This is a genomic window from Nocardiopsis sp. ATB16-24, from assembly GCF_030271535.1.
Classification (GTDB): Bacteria; Actinomycetota; Actinomycetes; order Streptosporangiales; family Streptosporangiaceae; genus Nocardiopsis.
Window position 1 is genome coordinate 128,376 of record NZ_JASCXJ010000014.1, and the last position, 20,415, is coordinate 148,790.

16 protein-coding genes and 1 pseudogene are annotated in these 20,415 nt (G+C 64.1%); 13 read left to right on the forward strand and 4 right to left on the reverse strand.

All coding sequences use genetic code 11. The features are described 5' to 3' along the window. The first annotated feature begins 237 nt into the window (after positions 1-237). The 3 genes and pseudogenes from PFX91_RS16215 to PFX91_RS16225 all read left to right on the forward strand — a co-directional run. Positions 238-2,919 carry a bifunctional acetate--CoA ligase family protein/GNAT family N-acetyltransferase gene (locus tag PFX91_RS16215; protein ID WP_285732752.1) on the forward strand — a complete coding sequence of 894 codons (2,682 nt, stop codon included), beginning with the start codon at positions 238-240 and terminating at the stop codon, positions 2,917-2,919. A gap of 230 nt (positions 2,920-3,149) precedes the next feature. Then, entirely contained in the window at positions 3,150-3,836 is a 687-nt protein-coding gene (locus tag PFX91_RS16220) for a CBS domain-containing protein (protein WP_285732753.1), read from the forward strand. Positions 3,837-4,195: 359 nt separating this feature from the next. Further along, positions 4,196-5,074, forward strand: a pseudogene (locus PFX91_RS16225) (IS630 family transposase); the annotation flags it as partial. Between the two features lie 20 nt (positions 5,075-5,094). Here PFX91_RS16225 and mgtA read toward each other — a convergent pair. Together mgtA and PFX91_RS16235 are read right to left on the reverse strand one after the other, a co-directional pair. Beyond that, positions 5,095-7,353 carry a magnesium-translocating P-type ATPase gene (gene mgtA / locus PFX91_RS16230; RefSeq protein WP_285732755.1) on the reverse strand — a complete coding sequence of 753 codons (2,259 nt, stop codon included), beginning with the start codon at positions 7,351-7,353 and terminating at the stop codon, positions 5,095-5,097. 18 nt (positions 7,354-7,371) lie between these two features. Next, positions 7,372-7,785 carry a cation-transporting P-type ATPase gene (locus PFX91_RS16235; RefSeq protein WP_352231692.1) on the reverse strand — a complete coding sequence of 138 codons (414 nt, stop codon included), beginning with the start codon at positions 7,783-7,785 and terminating at the stop codon, positions 7,372-7,374. A 572-nt stretch (positions 7,786-8,357) separates the two neighbouring features. On the opposite strand from PFX91_RS16235, the gene PFX91_RS16240 reads away from it, so the two are divergent. Both PFX91_RS16240 and PFX91_RS23270 read left to right on the forward strand, forming a co-directional pair. Continuing rightward, the gene (locus tag PFX91_RS16240; RefSeq protein WP_285732757.1) at positions 8,358-9,401 is read left to right on the forward strand and encodes a zinc-dependent alcohol dehydrogenase family protein; all 1,044 of its coding nucleotides are present in this window, start codon (positions 8,358-8,360) and stop codon (positions 9,399-9,401) included. A 409-nt stretch (positions 9,402-9,810) separates the two neighbouring features. Further along, positions 9,811-10,746, forward strand: a complete 936-nt coding sequence (locus PFX91_RS23270) for a universal stress protein (protein ID WP_502888325.1) — start codon at positions 9,811-9,813, stop codon at positions 10,744-10,746. A 778-nt stretch (positions 10,747-11,524) separates the two neighbouring features. Here PFX91_RS23270 and PFX91_RS16255 read toward each other — a convergent pair. Next, positions 11,525-11,704, reverse strand: a complete 180-nt coding sequence (locus PFX91_RS16255; RefSeq protein WP_285732759.1) for a DUF397 domain-containing protein — start codon at positions 11,702-11,704, stop codon at positions 11,525-11,527. Continuing rightward, positions 11,701-12,507 (reverse strand): helix-turn-helix domain-containing protein, encoded by an 807-nt coding sequence (locus PFX91_RS16260; protein ID WP_285732761.1) that lies wholly within the window; start codon positions 12,505-12,507, stop codon positions 11,701-11,703. Before PFX91_RS16260 ends, PFX91_RS16255 begins: the two co-directional genes overlap by 4 nt. Before the next feature lie 254 nt (positions 12,508-12,761). Here PFX91_RS16260 and PFX91_RS16265 point away from each other — a divergent pair, with 254 nt between their 5' ends. The 8 genes from PFX91_RS16265 to PFX91_RS16300 form a co-directional block, all read left to right on the forward strand. After that, the gene (locus PFX91_RS16265) at positions 12,762-13,253 is read left to right on the forward strand and encodes an ATP-binding protein (RefSeq protein WP_285732763.1); all 492 of its coding nucleotides are present in this window, start codon (positions 12,762-12,764) and stop codon (positions 13,251-13,253) included. 132 nt (positions 13,254-13,385) lie between these two features. Then, on the forward strand, positions 13,386-13,577 hold the full coding sequence (locus tag PFX91_RS16270; RefSeq protein WP_285732765.1) for a BldC family transcriptional regulator: 192 nt from the start codon (positions 13,386-13,388) through the stop codon (positions 13,575-13,577). 345 nt (positions 13,578-13,922) lie between these two features. Beyond that, positions 13,923-14,822, forward strand: coding sequence for an NsdA family TPR-like regulatory protein (locus PFX91_RS16275; RefSeq protein WP_285732767.1), 900 nt, complete (start codon positions 13,923-13,925; stop codon positions 14,820-14,822). Positions 14,823-14,838: 16 nt separating this feature from the next. Beyond that, positions 14,839-16,281 carry an NsdA family TPR-like regulatory protein gene (locus PFX91_RS16280; RefSeq protein WP_285732769.1) on the forward strand — a complete coding sequence of 481 codons (1,443 nt, stop codon included), beginning with the start codon at positions 14,839-14,841 and terminating at the stop codon, positions 16,279-16,281. Next, a complete protein-coding gene (locus tag PFX91_RS16285; RefSeq protein ID WP_285732771.1) occupies positions 16,282-17,016 on the forward strand; it encodes an HAD family hydrolase in 735 nt (244 codons plus the stop codon). 440 nt (positions 17,017-17,456) lie between these two features. After that, a complete protein-coding gene (locus tag PFX91_RS16290) occupies positions 17,457-18,668 on the forward strand; it encodes a styrene monooxygenase/indole monooxygenase family protein (RefSeq protein ID WP_285732773.1) in 1,212 nt (403 codons plus the stop codon). Positions 18,669-18,709: 41 nt separating this feature from the next. Then, positions 18,710-19,435 (forward strand): class I SAM-dependent methyltransferase, encoded by a 726-nt coding sequence (locus PFX91_RS16295; RefSeq protein WP_285732774.1) that lies wholly within the window; start codon positions 18,710-18,712, stop codon positions 19,433-19,435. Next, on the forward strand, positions 19,432-20,415 hold a 984-nt coding region (locus tag PFX91_RS16300), incomplete at its 3' end, for a beta-ketoacyl [acyl carrier protein] synthase domain-containing protein (protein WP_285732776.1). The genes PFX91_RS16295 and PFX91_RS16300, both read left to right, overlap by 4 nt.

A 20,415-nucleotide genomic window follows, 5' to 3' on the forward strand; every position in this document is an offset into this window, starting at 1 on the left:
GTCCTGGCGACGCCAAGACGCATGTGGGCGGGGTGCGCTCCCCGACCCCCGCGTCCAGGACAGGACGGGCGTCGGCGCAGTGAGCCGGGTCCTAGGACCTGGCGATCGGCGACCTCGGTCCCGGCCCGTATCGGTGAAAAAGGAGAAGACTGAGTGGGGGAGACAGCGCGTCACGTGCGGTGACGCGCTGCCCGTCGACCCTGGAGATGCAGGTGTGGCGACCTGAGGGGAGTGACCATGGCCACCGAACTCGATGACCAATCGGTACGGGTGGGCAGTGGTGGAACCGCGCACGCTTTACTGTCCGACGGTTCGATTGTGCTGATCCGTCCAGCCCGGCCCGAAGACGTCGACGCCGTCAGGAAACTGTATGAGGAAATGTCGGAGGAGAGCCTGCGCATGCGTTTCTTCCTCCCGAGCGCTTCAGCTGCCCGGGCCGAGGCTCAGCGTGTCTGTATGGAGCGAGACCCCAAAAGTGCCGGCCTCCTGGCAGTCCTCGATGGCGAGGTGATCGGAGTTGCGAGCTACGTGATCGAGCGGACCGGCACCGCAGAGCTGGGATTGGCGGTCGCCGAGGGCCAGCATGGACGCGGGGTGGGCACTCTGCTCCTGGAACATCTGGCATCGGTGGCTCGCGAGCGTGGGGTAGGGACTTTCCGTGCCGACGTCTTGGCGTCCAATCACGAGATGCTTCGTGTGTGCGATAACGCGGGGCTACGATCGCGCCGTAGAACCGACACCGGAGTGGTGGAGATGACCATCCCCCTGGACCAGGACGAACGCTCCATCAACGCGGTGAGCCACAGGGAGGGACAGGCTAACCGTGAGAGTCTTGCTCGCCTGCTACGTCCCAGGTCAGTGGTGGTCGTCGGGGGTACGAGGCGCGCAGTGTCGATCGGTAACGCGCTTGTACGCAGCATTGTGTACAACGGCTTCACCGGTCCCACCTACGCTGTCCACCCACAGGCGTCGAGTGTGACCGATATTCCCGTCTACCATTCCGTTGCCGATCTGCCGGAGGCACCCGACCTCGCCGTGGTCGCGGTCCCGCCCGACGCTGTGGTCTCGGTGGCACGCTCCTGTGGTGAACGGGGAACCGGCGTCCTCGTCGTCATCTCGGACTTGGGGCCCGATACCGGTCAGGAAGTGCTGGCGGTGTGCCGAGAGACCGGCATGCGGCTCGTCGGCCCCGGGAGCATCGGGGTCGTCTGCACGGAGCCCGGCGTGCGTTTGCAGGCGACTTTCGCCGCGCATGCGCCTGCAGCGGGAAGAGCAGGGATCGTCGTGCAGTCGGGCGGAGTCGGGCTCACCCTGTTCGACCATCTCACACGCTTGGAGGTGGGGGTCTCCTCGTTCCTTTCGGTGGGTGACCGTCGAGACGTGAGCAGCAACGACATGTTGAGCTGGTGGGAGGCTGATGGATCGACCACCATAGCGATAATGCATGTGGGGTCTTTCGGGAACCCTCGCAAGTTCGTCCGCCTTGCCCGTGAGATCGGACGGCGGATACCTGTTCTCACCGTGCACGCGAGTCGTTCAGAAACAGGATGGCAAACAGCCCAAACGCACAAAGGATCCGCTCCAGGCTCCGACCTGGCCACCGGTGCTCTACTCACGCAAGCCGGAGTCACGGGAGTTTCCGGAGTCGGTGAACTGATCGGGACGGCGGCCCTGCTAGCCCACCAGCCCCTCCCTGCAGGACCCCGAGTCGCGGTCCTGACCAATACCACGGGTCTTGGGGAGGTGGCCGTCGACTCGTGTCGTCAGGCCGGCCTGGAGATCGCGGGACTGTCTGCGCGAACGCGCCTTGGCCTTGAAGAGTTGCTGTCCGCTGGGGCAACGTGCACCAACCCGGTCGACGCCACCCCGATCGCTCGCACCGATCAGTTGTGCGCATGCCTGGAACTGCTGTCCACGGCACCTGAGGTGGATGCCGTCATGGTCATCACGGTCTCCACTGCGCTCGCCGATCCAGCGCCCACCGTCAGCACGGCGGTACACGATACTCCAGTGATCGCGGTCGCCCCCGAACAACCCGAGTCCGTGGCCGTCTTCGGTGACGGGAAGAGAACCGTACCTTCGTACAACGATCCCGAGGCGGCGGCAGCGGCCCTTGGCGCCGCATGGCGACGGGCTTCGTGGCTGGCTCGCCCACTCGGAAAGGTTCCTGAGATGGCGGAGGTGGCGGCGTCCCGGGCAGCCGAGATCGTGAACGAGGCCTTGGCCTCCCGTGACCAAGGTGGGTGGCTGCCGCTGCATCGCGTAATGGAGTTGCTCGACTGCTACGGGATTCCGCTCGCGCCATGGCGTCGCGCACGAACAGAGGAGGAGGCATTGCATGCGGCGATGGAGATCACCGGGCCCGTCGCTCTTAAAGCGGACATCGCTGGAGTCGTCCATCGTAGCCGTGCCGGTGCCTTGTACCTCGGTCTCTCGGACGAGGAGGGTTTTGTGAAGGCCTACCGTGCTTTGGCCGAGCGATTTCAGGGAAGGGCACACGACTTCCTCGTTCAAGGGATGGTCCCGCACGGCTTTGAGGTGCTTCTCGCGTCGGCCCAGCAGCCGGACTGCGGCTCCGTGGTTATGTGCGGCCTCGGTGGAACCTATGCCGAGGCGCTGGGGGACCGCGCGTCTCGGCTCACACCGTTGACCGATGTCGACGCCGCAGAGCTGGTCCGTTCGGTGCCCGCGATACGGCGCCTGAGTGAAAAGAGCGGGAGTACAGGAGAGGACCCCGCCGCGTTGGAGGAACCGCTGTTGCGGCTGGCGCGGTTGGCCGAAGATCTGCCCGAGGTGGCAGAGATCGAGATGAATCCGGTCGTAGTCGGGTCCTCGTCGCCCATGTGTGTCGACGCCCGTGCTCGAGTGGCCAGGCACCCGCACGGAGACCCGTACCTGCGTGCGCTCCGACCGCTGTGACCGGAGCAGGGTCGGCTCTTCCGTGGTTGTTCCGGGGAGTGGACCCGGCAGGGAGGAGCCGTAGGACCCACCCGGGACAGGGACCAAAGCTCTGGTGTGGCGGATGCCGGCGGACCAGAATGAGAAAGAAGAGGCGGTGTGGAACCGGAGGGACCTTCCCGAGGGAGCGCTTTACGCCGACAGGTCCGTGCTGACCGATATCCGGGCCAGGATACGAAGGAGAGCCTGCGATGCGCACCGTGCGCGACGTCATGACGACCGAAGTCTTCTCGGTCACCGAGGAAACCGATTATCGGGAGGTCGCCAAGGGGTTGATCGAACACCGAGTGAGCGCGTTGCCCGTGACCGATGGAGAGGGGCACGTAGTCGGTGTGGTCTCCGAGGAGGATCTGTTGCACAAGGAGGAGTTCGCGGGAGGGGATTACTGGCCGCCCTTGCGCGCCCGGTTGAGGGCCCGGCTGGGGGCCGGGAGCAACGCAAGTGAAAAGGCCGCAGCAAGAAATGCGGCTGAGTTGATGACCGGTCCCGCCATCACGGTGGCCCCCGAAGCCTCGGTGGTCCTTGCCGCGCGGTTGATGGAGCGGCATGGGGTCAAACAGTTGCCGGTCGTCAACGAGGGCGGGCGCTTGCTCGGGATCGTGAGCAGACGAGACCTGCTGTCGGTGTTCATCAGAAAGGACGACGACATCGCCGATGAAGCCCGGAACGAGATCAGGGCGGCCCTGCCGGAACCCACTGTCACGGTCGAGGAGGGAGTGGTGAGCCTATCAGGGTGGATGGAGCATCGCAGTGATGTTGAGACGCTGATCCACCGTGTGGGCCGGATCGAAGGCGTAGTGGCTGTCGACTCCGAACTGCGCTGGCACAACGACGACGTTTTACCCCAGTACGTCCAGTGGCGGTCCGGTGCCCCCTGAGAACTCATCCCAAAAGTCGTCGGTGTGTTCGGCCGGGTGCTTCCAGTAGGTGAGGGCACAGGCAATATCAGGCATGCTCAGAATCTGGAAGCTTTGGGATTTCAGCGCACGTTCAACCCGCGGTAAGAGCCAGAGCGGGTGATGAAGCGCTTGCTCTTGTGCAGGTGCCCGCCCCACAGGTAAGGGAACTTGATGCCAGGGCGGAATAGTCCACCCAGCGCCATACCTTGTCGAACCGACTTGTGTAGGTGGGATCGGTGGTCAGATAGGTGGTCATGAGGCTCTCGAAGAGGGCGCCACGTTGGTCTCGCACGGCGAGATGGGCCTGCTTCCGCCGACGGAGCTCGAGGCTGGCTTCCTATCGACAACAGGCCGGGTCAGCAGAATCGGAAGGACTCACGGACGCACCCCGGCCAGGAGGGCCGCGCACCATCACCGACGCCCAGATCAAAGCCCTCCTCGCCAGGACGCTGGACCAGGATCCCCCAAGGGCGACTCGCACTGGTCGCCCCGGTCCATGGCCGCCCAGGCGGGTATGTCGCAGTCGGCCGTCTCGCGCATCTGGCGGGCCTTCGGCCTCAAGCCCCACACCGTGCAGACCTGGCGCAGTTCGTGGCCGGGGTCCGCGACGTCGTGGGCCTGTACTTGGACCCGCCCCACGACGCGTTGGTCCTGGCGGTGGACGAGACGTCGCAGATCCAGACCCTGGACCGCACCCAGCCGGTGCTGCCGATGCGGCCCCTACCTCTGAGCGCATGACGCACGACTACGTTCGCCACGGCACCACCAGCCTGTTCGCCGCCCTGGACATCGCGTCCGGGTCGGTCATCGCCCAGCACTACCGCCGTCACCGCCCTCAGGAGTTCCTGCGGTTCCTCAAGCTGATCGACGCAGCAGTGCCCGCCCACCTGGACTTGCAGCTGGTGCTGGACAACTACGCCACGCACAAGACAGAGGCGGTCAAGAAGTGGCTGCTGCGCCACCTGAGGTTCCACCTGCACTTCACCCCGACCTCGGCGTCCTGACTGAACCTGGTCGAGCGCTGGTTCGTCGAGCTGACCAACCGTAAGCTGCGCAGGTCGGCCCACCGCAGCGTCGTGGAGTTGGAGCGCGACATCCGCGTGTGGGTCAACGAGTGGAACAAGAACCCCAAGCCGTTGGTGTGGACCAAGACCGCCGACGAGATCCTGGAGACCCTCACCTCGTATTGCCAACGAATTAACGACTCAGGACACTAGCCATCTTCTGAACTGGCACTTCACTGCTTTGCAGAAATCTTAGGTAACTTGGCCGCGCTGAAGCGCCCGGCACGACGATGCATCCGGTGCCCGAGGTGGTGACCTCGTTTTTGTGGTGCTCGAGGAGCTGAGGTTTGGAAGAACCATCTCTTTGCCACCTCGATAAGCAACAGATAACAGATCACCATCAGGGAAAGGAAGAAGAGGAAAGAAAAAGGCATGGGTGTGAATCCCAGCAAGGGCGCGAGGGGGGTCGCGGGGAGCGCCACCCCCACGGTGACCACCCCGAACGCCGTGACTGACAGCAGTACGCTCGGCCTGCTCTGCAGGAAGGGAATCCGTCGGGTGCGGATGACGAAGACCACCAGGATCTGGGTGGCTAGTGACGCCATGAACCACCCGGAACGGAACTGATCGGGGCCGGTGTGGAAGACCCACAGCAACACGGCGAAGGTCATGAAGTCGAACATCGAACTGATCGGGCCGAAGAACAGCATGAACCGTCTGATCAGAACGATGTTCCATTGGGACGGTCGAGAGAGCTGCTCGGCATCGACGTGGTCGGTGGGGATCGCAAGCTGGCTGCTGTCATAGAGGAGATTGTTGAGCAGGATCTGGGAAGGCAGCATCGGCAGGAACCCCAGGAACGCCGATGCTCCGGCAGCGCTGAACATGTTGCCGAAGTTGCTGGAAGTTCCCATCAGCACGTACTTCATCGTGTTGGCGAAGATACGCCGCCCCTCGACTACACCATCGGCCAAGACCAACAGGTCCTTTTCCAGCAGGATCACGTCGGCGGCTTCCTTGGCCACGTCGGTGCCGGACTCGACGGACACCCCCACGTCCGCCGCATGCAGTGCCAGGGCATCGTTGACCCCGTCACCGAGGAAGGCGACATCGACGTCTCCACCTCGCTGCACACGGACTATGCGTGATTTCTGCTCTGGCCCCATCCTGGCGAACACGGTGGTCGCCGGTATCAGGTCCGCGAGCTGTTCGTCGTTGAGGGCGTCGAGATCGGTGCCTGTCAAGGTGTGACCAGGGGGTAGGTCTAGTTCCGTGGAGACACGTTCGGCGACCGCAGGGTTGTCCCCCGTGACCACCTTCACAGTGGTGCCCAGCTCGGCAAGGCGCTTGATCGCCTCCCCTGCGCTGGCTTTCGGCGGATCGAGAAAGACCAAGAAGCCCTGTAGGCGAAGGTCTTTCTCGTCGTCGGCCGTGAGCGTGGACTGCTCTGTCGGCACGGAACGAGTCGCGAGGGCGACCACTCGGTGACCGGCCGCGAATTCGGCCTCCAATGTCATACGTGCGCCATCGGGTACTACGGCGCACCGCACCAGTACGGACTCAGGTGCGCCTTTGGTCACGACCATCCGGCTGTTCGAACGTTCTTCCAAAAGGACGGAGACCATACGCCGCTCATGGTCGAACGGTACGAGCGCCAGTCGGCGATAGCTTTCCGAAGCCTCTCGCTGCGCTGGTGGCACCGGCCCTCCCCACAGCGCGGAGTCCAGCGGACTGGCGTGCACAAGTCGGCCGTTCTCGAGGGTGGCGTCGTTGCAGGCCAAGCCCATCGGCAGGATCCCGTCGCAGACCTCGCCTTCAGGGGTGAGGGCGTGCATGAAGCTGGTCCGGCCCTCGGTGAGGGTTCCAGTCTTGTCTGTGAACAGGACCTCGACATCGCCCAGGTCTTCGATGCACACCAGGCGTTTGACCAATACCTTGCGACGCGCCAGTTGACGAGAGCCGGTGGCGAGGCTGGTCGAGACGACCGCCGGCAGCAGCTGGGGCGAGATGCCGACCGCGATCGCCAGGGAGAACAGCAATGCGTCGATGACAGGTCGATCTAGCAGGACGTTCACAAGGAAGATCAGAGCGGTCAGAACCCCCGCCACCCGTATCAGAAGCAGGGAGAACCTTCGCAGCCCGATTTGGAATTCGGTCTCTGGCTGGCGTTTGCCAAGGCCGAGCGCGATCCGACCGAACTGCGTGGCCCCGCCGGTGGCCACCACCACGCCGCGTCCGTACCCCGCATGAACGACAGTGCCCATGAGCGCACAGCTGGACAGCTCTGCCAGTTCGCTGCCCGAAGGTACCGGGCGGGCCGTTTTCTTGGAAGGGACGGATTCTCCGGTCAGGACAGACTCGTCGCACTCCAGCCCCGTCACGGCGAACAGTCGCACATCGGCCGACACGACTTCGCCCATACGTAGTGTCACAACGTCGCCTGGTACGACTTCGGTGACGTCGATCTCCTGGACCCGTCCGTCACGAAGCACCAGGGCCCGATGCCGGATCTACTCGTGCAATGCCTGTCCCGTCCGCTCGGCGCGGTACTCGTTGAAGAATCCCAAGCCGATCGAGGCCGTCAGGATCACGGCGATGATGACCGCATCGGCACGCTCTCCGAGGAAGAACGAGATCGCAGCCGTCAGAGTGAGAAGTACGAGCAAGGGTGAGCGCAGTTGTCGCAGTAGTACGAGTGAGGGCCGAGCCTGATGTGAGCGCACGACGTTCGACCCTAAGGCTTTCAGACGCAGCTGTGCCTGTTGGGAGGTCAGGCCGCCGCTGTGCGTGCCCAACTTCGCCATCACGTCCCAGACCACTGACGAAGCTGCCTCAGTGGGTTCCAGGTGTGGAATGGTCGATGTTCTGCCTTCATGAGATTCCGTTGATGGCACACTGACCTCCTGTCCGCGAGGTATGGCCATGGGTTGTCGCCCGGGGGAACCGGTTCTCTCGTCCCGGGGCAACAGCTTTTCTGGGTCCGCGTGACGGCTTCTCCCGGACCGATCGTGACCACAGCAGGAGCACGCCAGCTCGGGTCGGCCCTCGCGGGAGTGCTAACTCTTTCCTTGTCCAGGTTCCACATCTTGCGAGCCCGCTCAGAGTGACAGGAACCCTCGTGCTGAGGCATGGGCAGGCGGCCCGGTGCTCTCTCAGTACCCAGAAAAGAGCGATCCAGAGGTGGAGGGGATGGCCTTTGCAGGGGCAGGCGCTCAGATGGTGCGCCTGTAGAGCCAGGAACACCGTTGCTCCCTCAAGGGATCGCGTGTGAGTTGGCAACCTGTGACACGGAAACGGTGTCACAGCACCTGAGTCGGCATCCCCAAGCACTCGCACATCGGTGGTTCAGACTCGATGAGAAGCCGCAGAATGAGGTCGGAGAAACATGAGCGGGGTTTTGTGAAACGGATGAGATCGGTCAGTTCGACCTGGGTCTTCCTGGGTATGGGCGCTCTACGGGAGTGAATGCGCCTCGGCCTGGGAGGAGGAGTGCGCGATGCGAGCCCTCATATACGAAGGTCCGGGTGACCGAAGATGGGGTGAGGTTCCTTCCCCCGTCGTCCAGGACGACACTGACGCGGTCGTCCGTGTTGATGCAACGACCATCTGCGGCACCGATCTGCACATTTTGAGGGGAGACGTTCCCGAGGTGATGCCTGGCCGGATACTCGGCCACGAAGCGGTGGGAACGGTCACTGATGTCGGTGCCGGAGTAAGGAATCTGAGTCCTGGAGATCGGGTACTGGTCTCGTGTATCATGGCTTGCGGTCGCTGTCGTTTCTGCCGTGAGGCCAGATACGGGCAGTGCTTTGGCGGAGGCGGGTGGATCCTCGGACATCTCATTGACGGCACGCAGGCGGAGTACGTCCGAGTGCCGTTCGCGGACAGCTCCACACAACCGGTGCCTGTGGGGATCGGCGATGAGGAAGCGCTCATGCTCGCTGACATCCTGCCCACCGGGTACGAGGTAGGGGTATTGAATGGTGCAGTGGGTCCAGGGGACACGGTCGTTGTTGTCGGAGCAGGCCCGATTGGGTTGGCCGCGATACTGACCGCACGGCTGTTCTCACCCAGTCACGTGGTGGCGATAGAGACGGCCCCAGCTCGCCTCGAATCCGCGAGACAATTTGGGGCCGACATTACAGTGAACAATGCGGTGGAGGATCCCATCGCCCGGATCAAGGACATGACCGGAGGACTCGGTGCAGACACAGTCATCGAGGCTGTCGGTGTACCACAGACCTTCGAACTCTGCAGTCGTCTGGTTCGACCGGGCGGGCATGTGGCGAACGTAGGTGTGCACGGTGCGCCCGCACCCCTGCATTTGGAAGAGCTCTGGAGTAAAGATGTCACCATCACCACAGGGCTCGTCGACACCTATTCCACGCCGACGCTGATGCGGCTCGTTTCCACTGGACGTATCGACTCCGCGAGGTTCGTCACGCACCGTTTCTCCTTGGAAGAGTTCGTCGATGCCTATGATGTTTTCGAGGGATCTTCTGATACTGGGGCACTCAAAGTTGTCCTGAAGCGTCAGTGAAGTAATTTCCGCAAGGAGAGAAGTGTAATACTTTCCTTTTTGGGGGCGCGGGAAGTTAAAATCCGAGTTTTTGTTTCCCTGGTAATGTGTTCTGTTAAGGAGTGGAATTTAATTCCTGAGGCAAGGTCTTCAAGGGTGAGTGGATATTTCGTTTGAAATGATGGAGTGCTGCTCGCCGAGCTCTCAAATCGTACGTTTAGGGCACTAAAAAGAGCTTCCATGGCGCAGGGGTATTTGCCGTTATGGAAAATAATTCCTGCGGTGGGTCGATCCTGTGATGCGCTATGTATGAGTCGAGCAAGGCTCCAAAGGTTGGGTCCACCGGTTCCGGCATCCATGCGGGGCACTGGAGGAGAGGTAGTTCACCATGGAGGTCACTAACAGCGCTTATGGCAGTGGGGGCGCTCGGATGCGGAGGGATCCTACGGGAATCGTAGTGGGGGTGGACGGTTCTCCCTCAAGCTGGGCGGCTTTGGACTGGGCCGCGCGGGCCTCTGCCAACCGAGGCGGAAAGTTGGAGATCTTGCACGCGCTGGATATGCCTATGGTAGGCGTGCTGCGGGGGTTCATTGGGCGGGTGCCCCCGCCTCAGGAGTTCGCTGACTGGGCTATGCAGTTACTCAGAGAAGCTGGCGACCATGTCACCCACACCAGTCCAGGCCTGGAGCTGCACACCGAGATCTCCGCGTCGGATCCAGCCCATGCTCTGCTCGCAGCTTCGCGAACAGCCAAAATGATCGTTGTGGGAACGCGTGGTCTAGGCAGTGCCGCCTCGGCTTTTCTGGGCTCGGTGAGTGTTCGCGTCAGCGCGCATGCCTCTTGCCCAGTGGTGGTGGTACCAGATCCCGAAGGGAAGACGGGCGGGGAGGAGTCACGGGCGAAAGGGTCCCGTAAATGTGTGGTAGTGGGTCTGGACGGCTCATCTGGGGCAGGCGCCGCACTGCGCTTCGCCTTGGACGAGGCGGCCCGTACTGGCTCCGAGCTCGTGGCAGCACATGCCTGGGAGGTGCCGCTGCCCATCGACGTTCCGGTACTGGATCCCGCCTCCCGCGCAGGCGCACGTGATTTTCTGATTGCGCGTGCTGACAAGTACATCCGCAACTTGGTAGAAGAAGCGCGTGGTGAATATACTAAAAACGTTCCTGTCAAGGTTGAGGTGGTCCAGGACCAAGCTGCTCATGCGTTGCTGAATAAAGGAAACAAGGCCGCTCTCATGGTTGTGGGTTCCCGAGGGCGAGGAGGTTTCACTGGACTGCTGTTGGGCTCAGTCAGTCAGACCGTGCTGCACTATACTCGTGTGCCGGTGGCCGTAATACGCCCCTCTTCACAGTGGAGTAAGGGATAGTTCCCAGACGCGTGACGTAGTCCTGGCCATTATTTTCAACGCTAGATGTACTGGTCGCAGAATTCAGGAGAAGCCCGGAAGCTATGATCGTCAGGAATGCATGTATAGCATGAAAACATGCTCCACCGGTGCCAGGAGAACCACGTCTGCATCTGGTGTTCGTCCAGTTCGGCGGCCCCTGCCTTGCTTAAATCCTTCTTCGGCCGCCCATCTACGCCCGACCACCGTTGCTAGGCGTGAAAGAGGCATATCCTAGAATGTGTAGCGCCGGCAGAAGGACAGCTCGCTGTTGGTGCGATGACGGTGCATCAGTGCCCGCCAGTATCCGTCGGGGCAGAATTTAGCTTCGATTAGTGCCCACTTGTAGAAGCGGTGGCCTTTGGTGCCGCTGTCTGCCTAGCGATTCTGTTAGGCGGAGGCGGGTGCGAGAACCGCCGATTCGCCGACGGTAGAGCCGGGCCGTGGGGCGGTGCGAGGCGTTTGTCTCGTGCGGGGGCGGTCTTATGAAGTCATCTCCCTTTCGGGTTCGACTGCCCGGACCATGTGGGGAACAGCTCGAGGGGAGCTAACGGGTCCCGGCAAGGACAGCACCGTCAGGCGCGTCGTTTTATTAGGAAGTCAGTACCCCACCGAGCCGTTTCCTTCACCCTCACTTTTTATTAGAGGGGATGGTCATGCCCCGGGGTTGATTTGATGCGTAAGCGGTGTGGACGTCGCGGTAATGTGAGAGGGGACGTTCTTTCTCTTGCCCCAATGAGGTTGTGGGAGCTGATGCTTCTCAGCTGAGCCGGACCACGGTCATGAGGAAGGTCCAGGCTTCAGCGGGAAACGCAAGGTGCCCGAGGTTCCGGTTCTGGGTGTCCCGGACGAGAACCTGCGTGCCCTCGGACACCTCCACACAGGATCCACTCGACCCGCTGTAGCTGCTCTTGTGCCAGGGGGCCTGCTCGCTCGTCATGTGAATACGTCCCTTGCCTTCTTGATCTGGTCGAGCGACTGCTCAGGAGGAAGCGCCGCAGCCTGCAGGGCACCGAACACCACTTCGCACTGACGCAGTTTCTCCCGGGTGTCGATGATGATCTCGCCGGTCATGTACTCCGCGGACGCCAGGGTGGGCTTGTCGGGGAACCCGTAGATCCTGAACGGGCCATCCTTACCAGGAGTAGGGGCCGTGGAGGGAAGCACCTGCAGGTGGATCTTGTCCTGCTCCAGCAGCGAGACCAGATGATCCAGTTGCTCCCGCATGCACGATGCGGAACCCACCGGACTGCGAAGGACACGATCGCTGAGCACGAACCACAGTAGCGGGCAGGTGCCGCTGTCCAACAGCTCCCACCGCAAGGTACGGGCCTCGAGCATCCGCGCCATGGCCTGAGGTCTCTCCCACGGGCGCTCCTGTTTGAAGAGGGCCTTGGCGTATGCCTTCGTCTGGATCAGCCCCGGTATCACCAGCGGTTGGTACTCGCGGATCTCCGAGGCCGCTTGCTCCAGCTCGGGCACCTTGTAGAACCAGTCGGGGAGCTGGTCACTGGTCATCTGGACCCAGAGCCGCATCACCTGGTCCCCGGTCTGTAGTGCCTCATCGATTCTGGCGGCGTGGCCTTCCAGACAGAAGCGCTTTCCCCGTTCGATGGACGAGTACATCGTCGGGGACAGGCCGACGGCGTTGGCGACCCAGACACCGGTACGCCCACGTTTCTTCCTGAGTCTGCGTACCGCGGAGCCGAACGCCGCCCACTCGGGCTTTCCCTCTCGATCCATGCTCTCCCCTCGAACGCGGGTACTCCGTTCTTCTCCATCCTGTACCAGGGCTACTCCACTTTTCCCTGGATTCGCCTAAATACTTCTAGCTGGTGAAAGCGCTGGTCAACGGTCAATGGTGCAGACAAGGTGTAGATCGAGCGGCCTCACGGTGCGGAGGGAAGAAGGCTCCTGCTCTCGGTGTGAGCATGATCAGCGAGGTGTCGGATATGAAAGTCCATCCCGTTCGTGGTCTTGAAGGCGCAATGGGCGATGTGTCCACGAATGCGCTTTCTGGGTTGGCCGTGGTGACCGTGGACCCCGATGAGTACCCTTCCGGGCATGCGGTGACCGTCCCCGGCCTTGCGTCTCTGGCGCCGCTGGTGCGGGCCTACCTGCGGGCCTCGGTAGACCTCCTACCGACGGAGACCGTCGACCTGGTGGAGCTGCTGGGCGCGGAGCTGTTTACCAACGCGGTCCGGCACAGCCGCAGTGGCGATCTGGGAGGCCTCGTCACGGTGCTGGTGCACTCCCTGCCCGACCGTGTCCAGGTACGGGTCGTGGACGCCGGCCCCCGCGACGGACAGCCCAGCGGCCCCTTCCTGCGACCGATCGACCTGGACCGCGAGGGCGGACTGGGGATGCACCTGGTAGCGACCGAAGCTTCGCGCTGGGGCACCGTGTACCAGCGCGGGCACACCAGTGCCTGGTTCGACATCGACCACGCCAAGACACCCTCCGCACAGCCGGTCCGGCGCATCCGCTGACGGCCTCCTTCGGATCCCTCCCACTTCCCGCCCCGAGCCATCACTCGGTTTGGAAGACGGGCGCACTGTTCTCGCCAGCCACCACCTGGCCCCCGCCGGAAAGGAACACCGACCTTGCCTCAAGAACCTTCGATGACCAGTACGGAGAGCCCGCTGACACCCTCGGAAGTGGCCGCTCTGTTCCGAGTGGACACCAGGACCGTGACCCGCTGGGCGAAGGAGGGCAAGATCTCCAGCTTCCGCACACCTGGCGGACACCGCCGATACCCCTCCAAAGAGATCTACGCACTCCGAGCCGCCAACTTCACCACACCCCAAAGATGAGCGCCGACTACCGACCCGGTCCCTGCCCAGCACACGAGTGATCTCGGCGGTCACGTTCCGACCGGCGCACACGTGGGCCGGCACCTGCAGCGTGGTCGTGTGTCCAAAGCCTCCCACCACCGTGGTCTACGCTGAGGATCGCAGAAATGGCGGTGAGAAGTGACGCACATATGCGGCAACTGTGTACGGCCTCGCACCCGCACCGGAGACCATTGCCGGTGCATTCCACACGAGTTCTGGCAACGAAGAGAAGTCCAGGCCGCAGTGCGGACCAAGGACGCCGCCAAAGTCATTCGCCTACTTTTGTCGCACACGCCCTCGTTGAACAGAGAAGCCATCGTGCGCATGACCGGACTCGCTCAGAGTACGGTCAGCCGGATCTGCGACGGTGCCTCCCTACGCAGAGTCGACAAGTGCCAGCAGGCCCTCCACGGCCTGGGCGCTCAAACGGCCATCGAGAACCTGGCCCTGACGTCCCTGGACGAGGAAGCCTTGAACCGGGTGCACTGGCTGGTGAACCAGGCCGGCCGGGTGGACGCCTCCTCCGTCAACGCCTTCGCCCAGATACTGGCCGCCCACCGCAGACTTGACGACGTGGTGGGAGCCCAAGCCCTGGTGGAGCTCACCCGTGCCCAGGCCCGCACCGCCACCATGCTGGCCGACCAGGCACGCGGCCCCCATGCCCATGCCCTGTGCCTGGTGGCCGCCGAATGGGTGCAGTTCGACGGCTGGCTGCACGCCTCCACCGGCCGCTTCAAGACCGCGCTGCCGCTCCTGGACCAGGCCGAGGCCGCCGCGCAGGAGCTCAACGCGCCCACACTCCTGGCCCAGGCCCGCAACTTCCGGGCTTACATCCACCGTCGCCGCGGTGATGTGCCCGGCCTGGTGCGCCACTTCAGGGCCGCTTACACCACCGCGGGCGCTCATCCCGCCCAACGGGTGGGAGATGCGATCCAGGCCGCGCACGGGCACGCCCTACTGGGAGAGCGTGACCAGGCCCGGCGACTGCTGGAGGAGGCCTCCGCTCTGGCGGAGACCGCAGAGGGCATGGCCCCGCCGCGCACCGCGTACTGGCTCACCCCGACCTTCCAGCACCTGAGTCTGGGGCTGGCACACCTGGGGTTGGGGGAGAAGGACGTGGCCGCCGACCGGCTACGCACCGGATTGGACGGCCTTCCCCCAGACCAACAGAACGCTGACTGGACCAAGGAGTACCGGCAGGCACTGTCCCAGGCCCGCCGGTAGGACGAAAGGAAAAGCGGTGAGGTGCGGCAACTGCGGGAACCTGGTGGGGGTGCTGTGTCGATGCCTGCCTGCGTGGCTGGGCACCGATCCTCAGGTACGCCAAGCCGTGGACCGGCAAGACCTGAGAACCATCATCCGCCTGCTGCGCTCACGCACCCGATTGCATCAAGGTGAGCTCGCCAGCATCACAGGACTACCCCAGCCCACGATCTCGCGCCTGGAGTCAGGTCGGATCCACCGAGTACGCGATCGGTACAAGCTCCGACGTGCCTTGGCGGGTCTTGGTCTGATCGATCCCGACCCCGAACTGGTCGCCGCTGCGGAGCCCTCCTCTGTGCCCGTCCCTCCTCAGCCCTCGACGCCTGTGGCACCGTTGACGGTGGACGACTGCGGATGGGAGGCCGACGCCGCGATGGACGCGTTGCACACAGCTTTGGGATACGCACCGAGCCGACGCACCATCATGGCCCTGGCCGGATCGACTCTGGCCGCGCAGGTATTGCAGTGGGCACTGGCCGATCCCACGCAAGCACGTCGCGCACGCGAGGGCGGACCGGTCAGCGACGTGCTCACCGATCGCCTGGCCCAGTCCGTGGACGCTGTACGCATCGCTGACGCCCAAGGCGGGGCGAGCCCCGCACTGCGGGCGATGGCTCAACCCCAGCTGGAGTTCCTGCACCGGCTGTTGCGCGAGGACAACCCGGGAACCGACCGCAGCCGTCTGCTAGGTGTGACGGCTGATCTGGCCGGGTTGTTGGGATGGATGGCGGTGGATGCCGGAGAAGCTCGTGCCCAGGCGTTGCTGCTCGCTGCTCTGCGCACGGCGCACGCGGCGGGAGATCCGGTTCTGGGGGCCGGCATCATCTCCTATCTGGCCGTGCACACCTACAGCCAGGGGCAGGGACGTGAGGCGGCGCTGATGGCCGGCACCGCCCTGCATCGTGTGCAGGGCATGGCCAGCCCGTTCGTGGAGTGCGTGCTATGGACACGCCAGGCTCGGGGCCATGCTGTGGCGGGGGAGGAACGCCGGGCCCGCATGGCGCTGGAGCACGCCTTCGACGCCTACACGATGGGACCGTGCGAGGACGATCCCGTGTGGCTTTACTGGGTCGACGAAGGGGAGTTGCACGGCCAAGCCGGCAGCACCCTCCTGGAGTTGGGGTACCACGATCAGGCCCTGGAACACGCGGAACAGGCTCTGGCTGGTTACAGCCCCGAGTGTGTGCGCAACCAGGCCAGTACCCAGATTCGCGCAGCCCGCGCCTTGATCGGGATGACTGAGGTGGAACAAGCGTGCGATCGGGCACACCAGGCCCTTGACCTGGTGGAAACCCTCAGGTCCGAACGCACCACGGGGCAGATGCGCTCCCTGCTCACCCGCCTACGACCACACCAGGGCCATGCTCCGGTCCGAGAACTGCTCGAACGTGCCCGCCCCCTGGTCAGAGAAGGAGCTTGAGTGCGACGCGATTTGGTCCTGGTGTTGTGGGACATCGACCGGACCCTGCTGTATGCCGGGGAGACGGATCGGCTCATCTACCGCGAGCTCGTTGCCGACCTACTGGGGTGCCCCGCAGAGCACCTGCCCGCCAAGGGGACCGGCCGTACGGTTCCACTGGCCGTGCGCGAGCTGTTGACCCTCAACGGTGCTCCGTCCGAGCAGCTCGACGCACTGGTGGAACAGGCATTGCGTGAACTTCCCCGAAGACTGACCGAACGCCAGGAGCACATGCTCACCCACGGCTATCTTCTCCCCGGGGCCATGTCGGCGTTGACAGCCGTACAAGCCGTGGACTGGACGGTGCCGACCGTGGTGACCGGCAACCTGCAGCGCAGCGCACAGATCAAGCTGGACGCTTTCGGACTGACCCCCTACGTGAGCACCGCCATCGGCGGATACTCCAGCGACGATCCCCACCGGCCCTCCCTGGTCGCCGTCGCCCAGCGTCGAGCACGTCACGGTCACGGCGTCGAGTTCGACCGCACCAACACGGTGATCATCGGTGACTCATTGGAAGACGTGACCACCGGAGTCGAGGGTGGTGCCCGTGTGATCGGAGTGGCCTCGGGCACTACCACCGCCGAGGAACTGCGAGCTGCCGGCGCTGACGCGGTCTTGGCCGACCTCACCGACACAGCGAAGATCCTCGCAACCCTGAAAGACCTGGCCCCCGCCGTTTCAGAAGCCGGCTGACACCCAGCCCAAAGTACGTCTTTCGAGCAGAAGACGTGCACCCCGCGCGCTGTGGATGCAGTGCATATCCCGAATATGCGCGCGCGGATGGCTCGCAGGGATGTCTCCTCCCCAGACTGCATGTCATGACTCGATCCCATGCAGGGAAGCCGACTCAGAACTCTGGCAGCAACTGGTCGGATTCCGCTCCCGACGGAGGTGAGCTGTGAACGCCTCCCTCAACCGCAGGCGTACTGCGGTGCCACCGCGACGACCTCCTGAGGATCCCTGCCCGCGCCTGCTGGTCGCCGATCACGCCTTGGTCCTCTGCCTTCCCCACCCTTCAACAGGGGTTGTGCGCGGCCTGGACGACGTCGCACACGCCATCTATCGGCTGCGCGCTTCGCGATCGGCGACGTGGTCCGGGGTGTGCTGGCCCGATATACGGGGGAGGCGGCCTCATGAGGTGTCTGATCGTCGGGGCAGGCCAGTCCGGGCTGGTTCTCGCACACGCCCTGTTGTCCCACGGCGTCGATGTCACCGTGATCACCAGCCGCAGCTCTGAAGACCTGCGGCGGGGCCGAGCCCAGCTCACCCAGCTCACTTTGCCCCATGGCCTGGCCGTGGAGGCCTCCCACAACCTGTCTCGGTGGGAGGGGGCAGCACCCGCGTTCGACCGAGTCTCCTTGAACGTCATTCCCGAACCCGGACAGAGTCTGGGTTTCACAGGAGCCCTGGCCGGTATCGGTATGGCGGTGGACCCTCGTGTGAAACGCGCTGACCTGCTGGAGTACTTCGAGGACCGCGGCGGCAAGGTAGCCGTCCACGGGCTGACCGTCAGTGACCTGGAGTACTTCACCAGGCCCCACAGGATGTACGACCTGGTGTTGCTCGCAGTGGGGGACGGTGAGCTCGGACAGATCCTGGAAACCGACCACAGCCGCACGACCACCCGCGAACGTGTGATCACCCAGGCCTACGTGACCGGCCTACGAGCCCCTGAGGACGAGGTGCAGGTCTACTCATGTTCCTCAGGAGAGGTGTACGTAGTACCCACCCTGAGCATGCAGGGAGCCGTCCACGCGGTCACTCTCATCGCCCGTTCAGGGTCTGCTCTGGACTGTTCCGCCTCGGACGTGCGCATCACTCAGCCCGAGGCCGTACTGCGCCGCATGATCACTCAGCTGCACCAAGCCCATATCCCGCTGTGGGAACCATTGCGTCAGTCCGAGTTGCTGGACTCCTCCGCGGTGCTCATCAAGCGGATACGCCCCGTCGTGCGTCAGCCCGTACATGTCTTCGACCACGGCGGCGCACTGCTGGGAGTCGGCGACACCGTGCTGACCGTACCTCCGCAGTGCGGGCAGGAAGGCGAAGCCTCCGTACGCTCCGCGCAGGTCTACGCCGACCGGATCCTGTCCGAAGACGGCATCGGCCACGCCTTCGACGCCGATTTCCTGCGCGCCACCTTCCTCGCGTACATGGAGCACAGCGGTCGTCACATCGACGTGTTCGAAAAATATGTCGATGCGTTCTGGACTGGCCGGCTCACCGAAGCAGAACAGGCCCTGTTCCAGCAGGCGTGTACCGACCAGAGCGCCGCCGATGCCTACGTCGCCGGGTTCGCCGACCCTGAGCAGCTCGTGCGCCTACTTCAGAACCCTCGGACTTGATCCTCCCCCCAGCACCGCCCATCAGAAGGGCCCGGTTCGTCATGCCTGAACATCTCTCTACCGGAGTTTCGACACCGAATCCCCGGCTCTACAGCCCCCGTAACCTCAAGCGGTACCGCCACCTGGTGGTGGGCCTGTCCCACCGGCTTGCGTGGAAGGTCGACAACACCCGGATCGCTGACCTGTACGCCCACCACCTGGCCCCCACCCACCTGGAAGTGGGTCCCGCGGACGGACACTTCCTGACTCAAGCCCCCAACCCCACAGGGCCCGGCGGTGAGCCGTTCCCACCGAGCCTGCGACAGATCCACCTGCTGGATCTGAACCCCGCACCACTGGCAAGGTGCGCACGCCTGCTGGGTGAACGCGCCCAGGTCATCACCCACGAACACGACGTGCTCACCAGCCCATGGCCGCTGGCAGACGACTCGGTGGGATCGGTGGCGATGTTCCACGTCCTGCACTGCGCCCCGGGCGCCTCGCTTCGCCACAAGCACACCGCGTTCTCCGAAGCGGCCCGGGTCCTGCCGGAGACGGGGGTGTTCATCGGCTCCACCCTGCTCGGCGCCGAAGACGTCCACACCCACAACAACTGGCTCGCCCGCCGCTTGCAGGCCGCCTACAACCGCCCTGGACGCAACATCTTCCACAACACCCAGGACCGGTTGGTGGATCTGCGAGCGATGTTGGACCTGCACTTCACCGACGTGGAATTGACCGTCATGGGCGCGGCCGGAGTGTGGGTGGCAAGGGGGCCGATCCGATGACCACCACACCCCCCACCGGCCGGAACCCGGTCGCGATCATCGGGATGGGCTGCCGCCTGCCCGGCGGCATCACCACACCCCGCCTGCTGTGGGAGGCCCTGACCCAGGGATGGGACTGCGTCACCCGCATCCCCGATGATCGATGGAAACGCATGGTCGAACAGTTGCACCCTGACCAGGTGCCCACAGAACCCTTCCACGCGAGCGTTGTGAACGTGGACGACTTCGACCGGGAGTTCTTCGGCGTCACGGTCGACGAGGCCGCGGAGATGGACCCACAGCAAAAACTCCTGCTGGAGAGCGTCTACGAAGCGCTGGCCGACGCCTCACTCCGCCCCGCCGGCCTGGCCGGATCAACCACAGGGGTATATGTCGGCGCGGCCTCCACCGACCAGGCCTCGGTGAATTTCGGTACCGGCTACCGGGCCGGAGTGCATACCGGGTCCGGTGCGGGCATGGCCATCCTGGCCAACCGCCTCTCCTACACGCTGGATCTGGCCGGGCCGTCGCTGACCTTCGACACCGCCTGCTCCTCGTCGCTGACCGGGTTGCACTACGCGGTACGCGACCTGCGGGCCGGGGTGGTGGACAGCGCGATCGTCGCCGGAACCAACATCCTCACCTCCCCGATCATCACCGCATCGTTCGTGGAAGCCGGTGTGCTCTCCCGGGACGGCCGGTGCCGGCCCTTCGACACCCACGCCAACGGATACGTGCGCTCCGAAGGCACGGTCGTGCTCGTGCTGACCCGCGCCGACACCGCCCACGAAGGCGGGCACCGGGTGTGGGCGCAGGTGGCCGGGACCGCCATCGGCCACGGCGGCACCTCCGCCCATCTGCTCGCGCCCCGGATCGAACGCCAGGCGGCGGTGATCCGCCAAGCCCTGGCCGACGCCGACATAAGCCCGGACCAGGTGGGGTGGGTCCAAGCCCACGGCACCGGCACCCGAGCCGGAGACCGCATCGAGGCCACCGCCATA

Bases quoted from the DNA above. Each gene is read 5' to 3' on its own strand.
- PFX91_RS16295 (WP_285732774.1), top strand. From the start codon at position 18,710: ATGCCTGAACATCTCTCTACCGGAGTTTCGACACCGAATCCCCGGCTC.
- PFX91_RS16235 (WP_352231692.1), bottom strand. From the start codon at position 7,785: ATGGCCATACCTCGCGGACAGGAGGTCAGTGTGCCATCAACGGAATCT.
- PFX91_RS16240 (WP_285732757.1), top strand. From the start codon at position 8,358: ATGCGAGCCCTCATATACGAAGGTCCGGGTGACCGAAGATGGGGTGAG.
- PFX91_RS16215 (WP_285732752.1), top strand. From the start codon at position 238: ATGGCCACCGAACTCGATGACCAATCGGTACGGGTGGGCAGTGGTGGA.
- PFX91_RS16275 (WP_285732767.1), top strand. From the start codon at position 13,923: ATGACCGGACTCGCTCAGAGTACGGTCAGCCGGATCTGCGACGGTGCC.
- PFX91_RS16220 (WP_285732753.1), top strand. From the start codon at position 3,150: ATGCGCACCGTGCGCGACGTCATGACGACCGAAGTCTTCTCGGTCACC.
- PFX91_RS16260 (WP_285732761.1), bottom strand. From the start codon at position 12,507: ATGGATCGAGAGGGAAAGCCCGAGTGGGCGGCGTTCGGCTCCGCGGTA.
- PFX91_RS16270 (WP_285732765.1), top strand. From the start codon at position 13,386: ATGACCAGTACGGAGAGCCCGCTGACACCCTCGGAAGTGGCCGCTCTG.
- PFX91_RS16255 (WP_285732759.1), bottom strand. From the start codon at position 11,704: ATGACGAGCGAGCAGGCCCCCTGGCACAAGAGCAGCTACAGCGGGTCG.
- PFX91_RS16290 (WP_285732773.1), top strand. From the start codon at position 17,457: ATGAGGTGTCTGATCGTCGGGGCAGGCCAGTCCGGGCTGGTTCTCGCA.
- PFX91_RS23270 (WP_502888325.1), top strand. From the start codon at position 9,811: ATGCGGAGGGATCCTACGGGAATCGTAGTGGGGGTGGACGGTTCTCCC.